The organism is Microtetraspora sp. AC03309, from assembly GCF_020826795.1.
GTDB lineage: Bacteria > Actinomycetota > Actinomycetes > Streptosporangiales > Streptosporangiaceae > Microtetraspora > Microtetraspora glauca.
Genome location: NZ_JADDIL010000021.1, coordinates 60569 through 74761 on the forward strand (window position 1 = coordinate 60569; position 14193 = coordinate 74761).

Genomic DNA, 14193 nt, shown 5'->3' on the forward strand with positions numbered 1-14193 from the left:
CCGATCACGCTCCCGTGACCAGCCAGGCCGTGCCGTACGCGCGGAGGGACAGGGTGATCATCCGGGCCAGCATCCAGACGCCGAAGGCCGCCCAGAGGGCGACGAGACTGCCCGCGATCACGGCGAACGGCAGGTAGGCGATGGTCGTGATCAGACCGGCCCAGGCGAGGTAGCGCTGGTCGCCCGCGCCGATCAGCACGCCGTCGAGCACGAACACGACTCCCGCGACCGGCTGGAACAGCGCCACGAGCCACAGCACCGCCTCCAGCCGTTCCGACACCGCGGCCGGGGCGTCGAACACCCCCGGGAGCATCGGCCGGAGTGCGAGCACGGCGAGGCCGAAGACGACGCCGCACGCGACGCCCCACACGACCATCCTGCGGGTGGCCGACCGGGTCGCCGCGGTGTTCCCCGCGCCCAGTGTCCGGCCGGTGATCGCCTGTCCCGCGATGGCGATGGCGTCCAGGGCGAAGGCGAGGAACGTCCAGATCCGGGTGGCGATGGTGTGCGCGGAGATCTGCGCGTCTCCCATCCGGGTCGCCAGCGCCGTGGCGGTCAGCAGCACGATCTGCAGGCACGCCGTACGGATGACCAGGGCCAGCCCGGCGGTGCCCGCGGCCCTGATGCCGGGGAGGTCGGGCCGGAGCGAGGTGCCGTGCCGCCGCGCGCCCCTGACGACCATGACGAGGTAGACGGCCGCGCCCAGTGCCTGGGCGATGACGGTGCCCCAGGCCGACCCCGCGATCCCCCAGCCGAGACCGAGGACGAACCAGGCGTTCAGCACACCGTTGAGCAGGAAAGAGGTCACCGAGACCGCGAGGGGCGTCACGGTGTCCTGGAGGCCGCGCAGGACCCCCGTCCCCGCGAGCACGAGGAGCAGCGCGGGCGTGCCGAGCAGGCTGATCCGCAGGTACGTGGTCGCCAGCTCCGCCAGCCGTTCCGAGGCGCCGAAAAGGTCGACGATCCCGGGGGCCAGCGGCCAGCAGACGGCGATGACGGCGACGCCCACCGCCGCCGCCAGCCACATCCCGTCGATGCCCTGCCGCATGGCTCTGCGCGGATCGCCCGCGCCGATCTGCCGGGCCACGGCCGCGGTCGTGCCGTACGCGAGGAAGACGCACAGGCCGACGATGGCGGACAGGGCGGCGCTCGCCACGCCGAGGGCGCCCAGTGCCGGATCGGGCAGCCGCCCGACGATGACGGAGTCGGTCAGCAGGAAGAGCGGCTCGGCGACCAGGGCTCCGAACGCGGGTACGGCGAGCCGGAGGATCTCCCTGTTCCCCGTACCAGGCCCGCTCTGCGGACCGGCGTCCGTTGACAGTGGCATAGAGGTATTTTGCCACTTACATCCGATTGCTCGGTGTCGTCTTTCCGCGCGGGCGACGGGCCATGCCCATCTGGTCTCAGGTATCTCCCTACTTTCCTTCCTCCACAGCCCTTGGATAATGTTTCCGCTGGTCAGATGGGCTTCCTGTGCGGTGATCACAGGGTTATCCCCAGGCTCGTCCCCAGGGTGTTCACATCTGAGCTGCGGAAGTGCACACGTTATCCACAGGCACGTCCACAGGTCGCGTTGCCGGTAGGGTGCGGCAGCCGCGAAACTGTCAGACCGGCGGGTTACAACTGGGGTTGCTGTGTTGGGGGGTGTGTAGGTGAGCGTGCTTGATTTCCCCGGCGGCCCTGGAGGCCCCGGCGGCTCCGACGCCACGTTCGAGCGGACTCCTCCGCACAACATCGAAGCCGAGCAGTCCGTCCTCGGCGGCATGATGCTGTCCAAGGACGCCATCGCCGACGTGGTGGAGGTCCTCCGCTCCGACGACTTCTACCGCCCCGCGCACCAGATCATCTACGAGGTCATCACCGACCTCTACGGCAGGGGCGAGCCCGCCGACTCGATCATGATCCTCGACGACCTGCAGAAGCGCGGCGAGCTCGGCCGGGTCGGTGGCGCCCCCTACCTCCACACGCTGACGGCGGTCGTCCCCACGGCGGCCAACGCGGGGTACTACGCGAAGATCGTGCGGGAGCAGGCCATCCTGCGACGGCTGATCGAGGCCGGCACCCGCATCGTCTCCTACGGGTACGGCGGGCAGAGCGAGGAGGTCGACGACCTCGTCGACCGCGCCCAGGCCGAGATCTACAAGGTGACCGAGCGGCGCACCTCCGAGGACTACCTCCCGCTGTCGGACATCATGCCGGGCGCGCTGGACGAGATCGAGGCCATCGGCAGCCGCGGCGGCCAGATGGTCGGCGTCCCCACCGGCTTCCAGGACCTCGACGCCCTGACCAACGGCCTGCACCCCGGCCAGATGATCGTCGTGGCCGCTCGCCCCGCCATCGGCAAGGCTCTGGCCCTGGACACACCTCTGCCCACTCCCACCGGCTGGACCACCATGGGAGAGGTGAAGGTCGGCGACTACCTGATCGGCGCGGATGGTAAGCCGACCCGCGTGGTGGCCGCCACCGAAGTGATGTGCGGCCGCCCGTGCTACGAGGTGGAGTTCAGCGATGGCGCGGTGATCGTGGCCGATGCTCAGCACCAGTGGCTCACCGACACGCGCGCCTCCCGCGAATCGGCTCAGGCGGCCGCGTCCGGTTACGACAGGTACCGGAATCAGAAGACATCCGCTGAGGTGCGCACGACGGAGGAGATCGCCGCGACGCTGTGGTGCGACACCGCGGAAAAGCGGCTCAATCACACGGTCGGCAACGCCCGGCCGCTGGACCTGCCCGACCGTGACCTGCTGATCCCTCCGTACGCGCTGGGCGTCTGGCTCGGAGACGGCCACTCCGGCAGCGCGCTGTTCACCACTGGAGATCCGGAGATCGCTGGGCACGTGGCCGCCGAAGGTCTTCGGGTGGAGCACCGAGGCGGACTGCTGTACGCGATGCTGCTGCCCGAGCCGGAGCCGATCGCCGAACAACCGTGCATCGTGTGCGGAAAGCCGTTCACGCCCGAAACAGCGCAGGTGGGCACCCGCGGCAGGGAATGCGGCTGCCGGCCAAGGAATTCCGAACACGGCTCCTCACGGCCGCCCATGTGCCCGGACTGCGGAGGTCCGTCCAGCGGGCTTCGCCAGTGCCAGAAGTGTCGCAACGACCACGGCACTGTGCACGCTCAACTGAGAAAGCTGGGCGTGCTGGGCGACAAGCACATCCCGGGCGTATACCTGCGCGCGTCTGAGGCGCAGCGCAGAGCGCTCCTGGCCGGGCTGTTGGACACCGACGGCTACATCAGCGCCGCCGGGACAGTCCAGTTCGCCGTCACGGACCGCCGCCTGGCAGAGGACGCCTGGGAACTGATCCTGAGTTTGGGATACACAGCGACCTGGACTTCCAAGGAGGTACCAGGACGCACTGAAGCCGGCTCAGCCAGCTATGTGATCACGTTCACGCCCTCCGACAAGGTCTTCCGGCTGAGCCACAAGAACGCCCGCGTGAACACCGACGCCCATCCCGGGGCGACGTACCGCACCATCACCGAGGCCCGCCCGGTGACGTCGGTGCCGGTGCGTTGCGTGGAGGTGGACAACGCCGACCACATGTATCTCGCGAGCAGGGCCTGTGTTCCCACGCACAACAGCACCCTCGGGCTGGATTTCGCGAGATCCGCCGCTATCAAGAACGGTCTGACGACTGTCATCTTCTCGCTGGAAATGTCGCGTAACGAGATCACGATGCGACTGCTGTCGGCGGAGGCGCGGGTCGCGCTGCACACCATGCGGTCGGGGTTGATGAACGACGACGACTGGACCCGGATGGCCCGCCGGATGGGCGAGGTGGCCGAGGCGCCGCTGTTCATCGACGACTCCCCGAACATGTCGATGATGGAGATCCGGGCCAAGTGCCGTCGTCTCAAGCAGCGCAACGACCTGCGGTTCGTCATCGTCGACTACCTCCAGCTGATGAGCTCGCCCAAGCGGACCGAGAGCCGCCAGCAGGAGGTCTCGGAACTGTCCCGATCCCTCAAGCTCCTGGCGAAGGAGCTCGAGGTGCCCGTCATCGCGATCTCGCAGCTGAACCGTGGTCCCGAGCAACGCACCGACAAGCGCCCCCAGGTGTCCGACTTGAGGGAGTCCGGGTCGATTGAGCAGGACGCGGACATGGTGATCCTGCTGCACCGGGAGGACGCGTACGAGCGGGAGTCGCCCCGGGCGGGCGAGGCCGACCTGATCGTGGCCAAGCACCGTAACGGACCCACGGCGACGGTCACCGTGGCCTTCCAGGGCCACTACAGCCGCTTCGTCGACATGGCCACACACTGATCGCGGCCTTGCCGGGTCCGGAAGACCAGGCCCGAACGAGCCACCAGCGTGAGTTTCAACCTGTTCGGCGGGGCTCGGCCGCGGGTACGTCGCCGTGTTCGGCCCGTCGGGGCGCGACCTCCTCGATCGTGCGGACGTGCCGGGCGGGGGAGAGCGCGACGGGCAGGGTCGAGAGCGCCATCAGCGCCGTTCCGGCGATCGCCGCGGTGACCGGACCGAGAATCGTGGCGAGGACGCCGCCGATCAGGGCGCCGATCGACAGCGCACCCCAGGAGGCGATCCGGTAGCCGGCGTTCACCCGGCCCCGGACCTCCTCGGTGACGGCGACCTGCCGGATGCCGGTCGATTGTGAGTTCGCGACTCCGCTGCCGATCCCCGAGAGCAGGAAGGCGGCGCTCAGGAACGGGAACGCCCCTGCGGGCACCAGCTCCGCACCGAGCACGCCGAGCAGCGGGGCGGTGTTGCCGAGTACGAGGCTGATCAGCAGGGAGCGGCCGTACCCGTAGCGCGCCGTCAACCGGGCACTGGACACGCTTCCGACGAAGGCGCCCACTCCGCCGCAGGTCACGATGAGACCGAGGACCATCGGCCCCGCCGCCGTGGCGTTGAGCACGTGAATCGCGAGGGCCAGGCCGCGTGTGTCAGGACGGACGTGCGCGCACGCGCGGAACCGACACCGGTCGCGCCGGTGTCGGGAAGCGCGTCAGGAGTCCTGCCGGGGCTCGCACGGGTCCGCGTACGGCAGGCCGGGGAAGTGACGGTGCCATTCGGTCTCGGTGAGGGTGCGTCCGGCGCGCGAGCAGACGGCGGAGGCCACCCTCTCGGGCGCGACCGGGATGTCACGCAGGTCGCCCGAGTCGCCGAACGTACGCAGCACGGAACCGTCGGCGGTGAACGCCGCGGCCAGATGGCGGCCCGTGCCGCCCGAGATCGGGTGCCCAAGCGCGCGGGTCGTGGTGACGTCCCAGAACTGCACGCTCTTGTCGAGGCCGATGGACGCCGCCACACCGCCCGTGGGCGAGAACACGATCTCGGCGATCGAGTCGGAGTGCGCCTGGACGATCGGACCACGCCTGGCGCCCGTGCGCACGTCCCAGAAGGCGACCCGCCCGCCGACGTCGCCCGTGACCAGCGTCCCGCCGTCGGGGCTGAACGCGAGCGCGTCGAGCCGCCCGCGGTCACCGCCGACGACCCCCAGCGAAGGGCCGGACGGCTTTCCCGTGGCCGGATCGATCAGGTGGCGGGACTTCCCGCCGACCGGGACGATCAACGAGCTTCCGGGGCGGAAGGCGATGTCGTCCGTGTACTGCAGCGAGATGGTCGTCGTGGACCACCGAGCCTTCGTGACGTCCCACAGGAGGACCTGGCTTCGCTCGCCGTCGGACGAGTCGAGGTTGACGGCGATGAGCGTGCCGTTCGTGTTCACGGCGAGGGACCTCGGGAAGTTGTCGCCGGGGACGATGATCTCGGCCGTCTGGGCGCGGGTCGAGGTGTCCCATACGCGGACGACGGCGCCGCCGTCGGCGCTGTCGAAGGTCGCCAGGAGCCGTCCGTCGCCGCTGAAGACCGGACGCGTGCCGCCCTCCTTCTCCGTGAGGGGCAGCGGTGAGCCGCTGCGTGCGCGTCGCCGTACGTCCCACAGGGTCAGCACTCCTGCGCGGGTCGCGAGCAGCGCGCCGTCCGGGCTGAACCGCGCGGCCTCCGCGCCGCTCTCCGGCAGGCGTACGGGATCGGCGAGGTCGGCGAAGTCGACGGCCACGACGGTGTCGTCCACGAGATAGCGCAGGAGGGTTCCGTCGAAGGCCACCGCGTCGTTGAAGGGAGCCGGGACGGTCAGCAGGCTCGTGCCGTCGCTCACCCGCATGATCTGGAGCCGGGTGGCGCCCGCCGCGAGGAACCGGCCGTCGGAGCTGAACCGGAGCCGCCCTCCCTCCCAGTCCCATCCGTTGAGAAGCGAGCGGACGCGCCGGGTCCGCAGGTCGATGAGGGTGACGGTGGAACGGTTCCCGCATGCCAGAGTGCGCCCGTCCGGGCTGAAGGCCACCGCCTGGGCCATGCCGGTGCAGGTCCCGGGGTCGTGCCACCCCGCCAGTGGTGTGCCGTCGGGCAGTCGGAGCAGTCGGAAGTGAGCTGCCACGTCGGCGAGGGCGACCAGATCACCCTTCGGCGAGAAGGCCACGTCCATGCTCTGATCCGGGGCGATCGTGCGCCCGGTTCCGGTGTCCCACACCGTGTTGGTGTCGCCTTCGCGAATAGTGACGTACCGGTCGCCCGCCCCGAACTCGATCCCATTGAAAAGTGGTGTAGACAGGGCGTATCGCTCTTTGGTCGGCGTACCGGTGCGTACGTCCCAGACGCGGACGTCATGTCCCGCCGCGACCGCGAGGTAGCGACCGCTCGGGCTGAGACTCGCCCCGAGGAGGCCGCCGTCGCCGACGTCCGGGTCGTTCCAGCCGCCGGTCCTCTTCCCGCTGCGCAGGTCGAAGATCCGCACGCCCTCGGGGGACACGCTCACCAGGCTCCGCCCGTCCTGGGGAAGCAGCCGCACGATCTCTCCGCCGCCGCTCGGATCGGTGAACGAGGCGCGCTCGCGCTGCGCCCACGAACTGGCGAGCGCCGCCCGGGTGGCGGTGTCCGGAGAGAGCCGCCAGGCGGCGACGCTGAGCAGCGTCGCCAGCGTCGGGTCGGAGGTGCGCAGCGTGTCGGCCTCGGCCGCCACCTGCCCCGCCAGCGCCTCGTCACGCTGGTCCGCGACCACCGCGGTCTGCCGTACGGCTGTCGCGCCGCCGCCGACGGCGACGACGAGCAGGGCGGCGAGCACGCCCGTCAGCAGCCGGCGGCGCCGGACGCGGCGGCGCGTGGCGGCGTTGCACGCGTCCAGGAAGTCGCGCTCCAACCTGTTGAGCGTGAGATGACGGCGGCCGGTGGCGGCCCAGCGCAGCGCGGTCTCCAGCCGGCTGCCCTGGAAGACGTCGTGGTCGCGACGCCCCTGGGTGTCCCACTGCCGGGCGGCGGAGTGGATCAGGGAGTGAACCGGCAGCCCGTCCCACTCGTCGTCCAGCCACGACTTCAGGCGTGGCCAGGCGCGCACCAGGGCGAGCCGGGCCGGCCTGACCTCGTGGTCGTCGACGACGAGCAGGTAGGAGAAGACGTCGAGGACGCGGTGGAGGGCGGCGCCCTCTTCAGGCGTCCTCCCGTCGAACAACTCGCCGCGTGCCACCGGCCGGACGGTGATGTCGCCGGACTCGCCGGCGTTCACCATCCTGAGGAAGAGGTCGGGGACGAGGTTGCGCTCGAAGGGACTGAGGAATCCGTAGGCGTCCTCGGCCAGCGTCCCGAGCGCGGGATCACCCGGTGTCCCGCGTCCGAGGAGCCCGGCCTCGGCGCTGCCGATGGTGAGCAGGTCGGTGTCGCCGCCCGCCGGGCCGCTGACCAGACCGAGAAGGAGCTGCCGCGCGGTGGGCCTGGCCAGCGGATCCTTGCGCAGGGCCGCCGCGACGAGGGGCCGCAGCGACTCCGGCATGACGCTGAGGTCGGGATCGGTCGACAGCACACGGTGCATGACCGCGCCGAGGGTCTCCGCCCTGAAGGGGTCGTCCCCGCAGGCGGCGTAGACGACGATCGCGCCCCAGGCGAACACGTCGGCCGGTGCCCCGGCACGCTGGCCGGTGAACACCTCGGGGGCCATGTAGGTCGGAGTGCCCGTGACCAGGCCGGACGCGGTGAGCGACATCTCCAGCGTTCGGGCGACACCGAAATCGATCACACGGGGACCGTCCGGCCCGAGCAGCACGTTGTCCGGTTTGAGATCGCGGTGGACGACCCCGGCGTCGTGGATGGCGGTCAGCGCGGTCGCGACGGCCGTGGCCAGGCGGTGCAGGTCGTCCCCGGTGAAGCGGCGCCCTTCGGCGATCGCGCGGCGCAGGCTCGGGCCCTCGACGTACTCGCTGACGATGTACGGCTTGGGCGCGTCCAGTTCGGCCGCCAGCACCCGGGCGGTGCAGAAGGAGGCGACCCGTCGCGCGGCCGTCGCCTCCTTGCCGAAACGCGCCCGCAGGTCGGGGTCGCTCGCCGCGTCGCCGTGCAGCACCTTGACCGCGACCCGGGTGCCCTCGGCGTCGTACGCCTCGTAGACCACGCCCTGCCCGCCCGCGCCCAGCCGGCCGGCGAGCCAGAAGTCTCCGAGCCGGGTCGGGTCGCCGGGAAGCAGCGCTGTGGCCAGGCTCATTCGATCGCACCCCGTCGTCTTAGATGGACTCAGCCGTTAGATGCTGTCGTCAGCGACGAAGTTGCGGGATTTCAGCGGCATTTGGCGAGCATCGTGGCCTTGTCGGCTCTGGTGACCGGGAGGTTGTACTTGAGCGCGACCTGGGTGAACCGTACGGCGTAGGCGCAGCGGATCTTCCGTGCCGGGGGCAGCCAGGACCCCGGCCCCCAGCCGCGCTTCGCCTGGTTGACCGGGCCGTAGACCGGGAGCAGGTTGAGCGGATCGTTGGCGATGCGCAGCCGTTTCGCCTTCGGCCATCGTGCGGCACCCATCCGCCACGAGTACGACATCGGCACCACGTGATCGACTTGGACGAGGCCCGCGTGCTTCTTACGCCATCGGATGGTTCTGCCGGTGTACGGGTCGCGCAGGGTCATCTTGATCACGACACAGTCGGACCCCTTGCGGTATCTGACGTTCTGGCCGTCACGGGCGAGCAGGTCGTTGCGGGTGTCGCAGCCGTTCCCCGCGTACGGCACGCCGCGCGCGGTGTCCGCCCAGTTGGGGCCGAACCGGGTCCGGGAGTATCCGGCCTTGGAACCCATGCGCCTGACTCGGAGCTTCCTGATCAGCCTGGTCGCGGCGGCCCGGCCGGCCGCGGAGGTGATCGGCGCGAGCCCCGGTCGGGTCCCCCGAGGGTTCTTCAGGGGGATGACCACCGCCTTGCGGCCGGTCCCGGTTCCGGCCGCGCTCTGGGCGCGGGTCTCGTTCCGAAGTCGGTCGTGTGCGTCGTTCCGAGTAGTGAGAGATGCGAGCGCTATGCCCGCCACAACGACAGTGATCACTTCGCGCGCGCCCAGAGCCGCCTCCCCGATGAGACTCGGTTAAAGGAATCCCCAAAATCGGGAGGCTGACACCAACGGGAGTTATGTCCCCGGTTGCCGATCGATCTCGCCGACGGCCCATTCCGCCCATTCGCGCTGCATGGAGGTGAAGCGGAGCCCCCATTCGAGCGCGATCCTGCCGTATGTCTCCAGCGGGTCGCTTCCGGCGACGACGTCGCGGAGCCCGAGCAGGCTCTGGTGGCTTCGCGCGGCCACGACCGCCTGGCGTTCCAGGTATTCCCGGGCCTGGCCGTGATCGACGCTGTCGAGGAAGAAGACGCGGAGCAGCATGTCGCTGCGGCCCACCCGGTTGGGCTCGACGTCGGTCAGCCAGTGGCGCAGCTCGGCCACTCCGTCATCGGTGATCGCGTACTCCTTGCGGCCGCGCGGCCCCTCGGCGGCGACCTTCACCAGGTCCGCGTCGGCGAGGCGGCCCAGTTCCGCGTACACCTGGCTCTGCGTGGCCGGCCAGACGTTGGCCAGCGAGATCTCGAACAGTTTCAGCAGGTCGTAGCCGCTGGCGGGGCCGCGGGCCAGCAGGCCGAGCATGGCGTGACGGAGACTCATGCCGCACAGCCTACATTCCACTGTTGACATGTCGATACAGGAGGTTCTAGGTTCGACCTGTCGATGTTGGAATGTCAGGGAGCCTTTTGTGATCAGCTATCTCCGCACTTTCCTTCCGTGGATCGCCTTCGCGGTGCTCAGCACCAACGGCGAGGCCCGGATCGGCGCGCTCGCCGGATTCGCCCTTGCCGTCGTGCTGCTGCTGATGGACCGGAGGAAGGGACGTGCCTGGGACGCGCTGGTGATCGAGGCCAGTTCCGCGGTGTTCTTCGCCGGGCTCGCGCTGGCCGCGTTCGTGATCGCTCCTGCGCCCTTCGGCGAGTACGGCCCGGCGGTGTCGGTGGGCTGGCTCGCCGTCACGGCGTGGGGCTCCCTCGCCATCCGCCGGCCGTTCACCCTGGGCATCGCCCGGGGGATGACCCCTCCCGAGGTCCAGGCGAGCCCGATGTTCTACCGGGTCAACGCGACGATCACCGCGGTCTGGGCGGTCGCGTTCACGCTCAACGCCGTCGGCCTCGCGGTGCTGTTCGCCCTCGCCCCGCACGCGACGGTCGCGATCATCGCGGTCAAGATCTGCGGGTTCGCCCTGCCCGCCCTGTTCACCGTCCGCTACCCCGAGATCGTCCGCGCCCGGTACGCCGCCTGACCCGCCGCACCATCCGACCCGCCGCACCATCCGACTCGCCGCAACCGGCTGACCTGCCACAACCGGCTGACCTGCCGCACCGTCTGATTGGAGCCCGCGATGACCGCCACCTATCTCCAGGGCCATCTCGCCCCCGTCCCCGACGAGATCGACGCCCTCGACCTGCCCGTCGAGGGAACGCTGCCGCCCGAGCTGACCGGCCGCTACTTCCGCAACGGCCCCAACCCGCCGCCCGGCCAGGACCCCGGTCACTGGTTCACCGGCGACGGCATGATCCATGGCGTACGGCTGCGCGACGGCCGCGCCGAGTGGTACCGCAACCGCTGGGTGCGCACCCGCAAGCTGGCGGGAGCGCAGTTCGTCGGCCCGGCCGGAATCGACCTGTCCGCGGTCATCGCCAACACCCACGTCATCCACCACGCCGACAAGATCCTCGCGCTGGTCGAGAACGGCCTGCCGTACGAGGTGACCGGCGAGCTGGAGACCGTCGGGCCGTGCGACTTCGGCGGCCGGCTCACCACCGCGATGACCGCCCACCCCAAGGAGGACCCGCTCACCGGGGAACTGCACTTCTTCGGGTACGGCTTCGCCGCGCCGTACCTCACCTATCACCGGCTGGACGCGGCCGGCGAGCTGGTGGAGAGCAGGGAGATCCCGGTGCCCGGGCCGACGATGATGCACGACTTCGCGATCACGCGGAACCACGTCGTGTGGCTCGACCTGCCCGTGGTCTTCGATCTGGGGCTGATCGGGCACGGCATGCCGTACCGATGGGACGACTCCTACGGGGCGCGGCTCGGGGTGATGCCGCGCGCGGGCGGCGAGGTGCGCTGGTTCGACATCGATCCCTGTTATGTCTTCCACGTCGGCAACGCCCGCGAGGACACGCTCGGCCGTGTCGTGATCGACGCGGCGAGGTACGCGCCGGGCGCTTTCACGCGGCTCTGGGGACACATCGGCGGCGCCGCGGACCCGGCGGCGCAGGCCGAAGGGGCGGTCCTGCACCGCTGGGTGCTCGACCCGGCCTCCGGCACGGCCAAGGAGGAGCCGCTCGACGATCTCGGCGTCGAGTTCCCGACGATCAACGAGCGGCACACCGGCCTGGCCAACGACTATCTCTACGCGGTGACCGACGGAGAGATCGTGAAGTACGACGTCAGGACCGGTGCGAGCCGTACGCACCGCACGGACGGTCCTCCCGGCGAGGCGGTCTTCGTGCCCCGCGCGTCCGGATCGGGCGCCGAGGACGACGGGTGGCTGCTCTCCATCGTCGGCTCGTGCGCCGAGCTGCTCGTCCTGGACGCGGCCGACCTGACCCGGGTCGCCTCGGTACGGCTGCCGCGCCGCGTCCCCGCCGGATTCCACGGTTCCTGGATCGGGGACGAGGCGTGACGCAGCTTCACCCGACCGGGCGATAGTGCGTGGTGATCCGCCCCTCGTCGAAGACATGGAAGGCGACGGCCGGAGGGAGATCGCGGTCGACCGGCGGATGGGCCGCGATCTCGAACGGCAGCAGTGCGGTGTTCACGACACCCGGCGCCACCAGCAGAGGAAGGCCCGCGAAGGTCGTCGCCGCACCCGTGTGGGCGTGCCCGGCGAGGACGGCCACCACCTGCGGGTGGCGGGCGAGCACCCCGGCCAGGCGCTCGGGCTCGCCCAGCCTGATCTCGTCGACGTACGGGATGCCCAGCGGGACGGCGGGGTGGTGCATGCCGACGAAGGCGGGCACGTCCGGGGCGGCGGCGAGGACGCCGTCGAGCCAGTCGAGGGTCTCGTCGCTCAGGAGCCCGTCCGGCCGCCCAGGGATGCTGGAGTCGCACAGCGCGATCGTCGCGCCCGGCAGGCGGAGGGCCTGGTTGACCGGACCGCCGCTTTCCACGCCGTCCCCGTTCAGGTCGCCGAGCAGGACCTTGCGGAGGTTCTCGCGGATGTCGTGGTTGCCGGGGCAGAGCACGAGCGGTGCGCGGGTCTCGATGAGCCCGCGGGTGATCTCGTACTCTTCGACGGCTCCGTGGTCGGCGATGTCGCCGGTGAGAAGGATCGCGTCGACGGACAGCCGTCCGACGTGATCGAGGACTCTGGTCGCGCGTGCGGTGTTCCGATCGCTTCCATCGATGTGGATGTCGCTCACGTGGGCCAGCACGAGCATGGTCGTCGCCTCCGGGTCGGGGATCTCAGGCTCTCACGGGCCGGTCCGGGGGTCAGCCGACCGGCGCGGTGAGGCGCTCGGCGAGGATGCGGGCCCGGGCGAGCTGGACCTTGCGCGCCTCGCGCGCCGCGTACCCCACGAGGAACCAGGGGGCGGTGATCTCCAGCCGGTCGTCCACCCGGGTGCCGGGCCCGTCGGGCGCCAGGTCGAACCGGTAGACCAGGCGGACGTTGCCGGGGCTCTTCACGTCACCGCGTACGGAGAGTCCTTCGGTGAGGAGGGTGACCTTGATCGGATTGTCGTGCGTGAACACGCCGAGGAACGTGAACCGTTCGATCGAGGTGTAGCGGACGACGCCCGGTTCGGAACGATCCACGTCCTCGACCGCCACGACGAGCGGTGACAGCCCGATGTAGCTCTCGGGCGTCGTCAGATGCTCGAACACCGCCTCGGGGGTGGCTTCGACGTGGAATGTATTGGTCAGTACCCTCTGCGGCACGACGCCTCCGGCCATGGTTCGTGATCTATGCCGGGAATTGTGACAAAGTCCGCGCCCTGGGAGAAGCCTGTACCGCCGAATTTCGGTCGGGATCGAGACGGCGTCTGCTCCCTGCTCCCGAGCGCGGAGGCGGGTGCCGGTCACACGTGTGCCCGATAAGGGCCGGACCGGTTCACCACAGGCCGACTGGTCAGGCGCCGCGGAGGAATCGGGAGGTCTCCTCGTCGGCGGGGAAGAACGACTCGATCATCAGCTCGGCGACGGTGATGTCCAGCGGCGTTCCGAACGTGGCCATGACGCTGAAGAACGACAACTCGCGGTCCGCCTGTCGCAACCGGAGTGGCACGAGGATGTCGCCCGGCCCCGGCACCTCCACCTCGGGCTCCGGCTGATCGCAGGGATAGCCTCGTAGTTCCGCGTACAGCTCGGCCAGCCCGGAGTCTCCGGTGAGGCCGATCTGCCGCTTGAGCCGCCCGAGAAGGTGCGCCCGCCACTCGCCCAGGTTGGCGATCCTGGGTGCGAGCCCGTCGGGGTGCAGGCTGGCGCGCAGCACGTTGGCCAGCAGGTCGGGGGAGATCCCCTCCGCGAGCAGGGCGATGCCGGCGTTGGCGTCCACCAGGTTCCACCCCCGGTCCACCACCACCGCGGGGTACGGCTCGTGCCCGGCGAGCAGCTTCCCGATCGCCTCGCGTACGGCGACCATCTGTGGCGACCCCAGGGTCGACTCCGAATAGACCGGGGCGTATCCGGCCGCGAGCAGCAGGTGGTTGCGTTCACGGAGCGGGATGTCGAGATGCTCGGAGAGGTGAAGGATCATGTCGCGGCTGGGCTTGGACCGTCCCGTCTCCAGGAAGCTCACATGCCGGGTGGAGATCTCGGCCTGGATCGAGAGGTCGAGCTGGCTCAGCCGGCGGTGCTCGCGCCACTGGCGGAGCAGTTCGCCGACCGGTCGCCGGTAGATCGGGGCTGTGGTCAC

The 14193-nt window shown here is 70.2% G+C and carries 11 protein-coding genes; 3 read left to right on the top strand and 8 right to left on the bottom strand.

Translation table 11 applies throughout. The features are described 5' to 3' along the window. Window positions 1–4: 4 nt before the first annotated feature. Entirely contained in the window at window positions 5–1327 is a 1323-nt protein-coding gene (locus IMZ11_RS14875; RefSeq protein WP_228641743.1) for an MATE family efflux transporter, read from the bottom strand. A gap of 325 nt (window positions 1328–1652) precedes the next feature. Between IMZ11_RS14875 and dnaB the strand changes: the two genes are divergently transcribed. After that, a complete protein-coding gene (dnaB, locus tag IMZ11_RS14880; RefSeq protein WP_228641745.1) occupies window positions 1653–4265 on the top strand; it encodes a replicative DNA helicase in 2613 nt (870 codons plus the stop codon). Between the two features lie 55 nt (window positions 4266–4320). On the opposite strand, the gene IMZ11_RS14885 is transcribed toward dnaB, so the two are convergent. The 4 genes from IMZ11_RS14885 to IMZ11_RS14900 form a co-directional block, all read right to left on the bottom strand. Beyond that, window positions 4321–4896, bottom strand: coding sequence for an MFS transporter (locus IMZ11_RS14885; RefSeq protein WP_255706482.1), 576 nt, complete (start codon window positions 4894–4896; stop codon window positions 4321–4323). A 72-nt stretch (window positions 4897–4968) separates the two neighbouring features. Then, on the bottom strand, window positions 4969–8493 hold the full coding sequence (locus IMZ11_RS14890; RefSeq protein ID WP_228641750.1) for a WD40 repeat domain-containing serine/threonine protein kinase: 3525 nt from the start codon (window positions 8491–8493) through the stop codon (window positions 4969–4971). A gap of 71 nt (window positions 8494–8564) precedes the next feature. Continuing rightward, window positions 8565–9191, bottom strand: a complete 627-nt coding sequence (locus IMZ11_RS14895; RefSeq protein WP_228641752.1) for an HNH endonuclease family protein — start codon at window positions 9189–9191, stop codon at window positions 8565–8567. Window positions 9192–9398: 207 nt separating this feature from the next. Beyond that, on the bottom strand, window positions 9399–9923 hold the full coding sequence (locus IMZ11_RS14900; RefSeq protein ID WP_228641754.1) for a PadR family transcriptional regulator: 525 nt from the start codon (window positions 9921–9923) through the stop codon (window positions 9399–9401). 88 nt (window positions 9924–10011) lie between these two features. Between IMZ11_RS14900 and IMZ11_RS14905 the strand changes: the two genes are divergently transcribed. After that, a complete protein-coding gene (locus IMZ11_RS14905) occupies window positions 10012–10569 on the top strand; it encodes a hypothetical protein (RefSeq protein WP_228641756.1) in 558 nt (185 codons plus the stop codon). A gap of 99 nt (window positions 10570–10668) precedes the next feature. Continuing rightward, on the top strand, window positions 10669–11961 hold the full coding sequence (locus IMZ11_RS14910) for a carotenoid oxygenase family protein (protein ID WP_228641758.1): 1293 nt from the start codon (window positions 10669–10671) through the stop codon (window positions 11959–11961). Between the two features lie 7 nt (window positions 11962–11968). Here IMZ11_RS14910 and IMZ11_RS14915 read toward each other — a convergent pair whose 3' ends face one another. From IMZ11_RS14915 to IMZ11_RS14925, 3 genes are all read right to left on the bottom strand, one after another. Beyond that, window positions 11969–12718, bottom strand: coding sequence for a metallophosphoesterase (locus tag IMZ11_RS14915; RefSeq protein WP_228641760.1), 750 nt, complete (start codon window positions 12716–12718; stop codon window positions 11969–11971). A gap of 52 nt (window positions 12719–12770) precedes the next feature. After that, window positions 12771–13217: an SRPBCC family protein gene (locus IMZ11_RS14920; protein WP_228641762.1), complete on the bottom strand. Its 447-nt coding sequence runs from the start codon at window positions 13215–13217 to the stop codon at window positions 12771–12773. A gap of 190 nt (window positions 13218–13407) precedes the next feature. Next, the gene (locus tag IMZ11_RS14925) at window positions 13408–14193 is read right to left on the bottom strand and encodes a helix-turn-helix domain-containing protein (RefSeq protein WP_228641764.1); all 786 of its coding nucleotides are present in this window, start codon (window positions 14191–14193) and stop codon (window positions 13408–13410) included.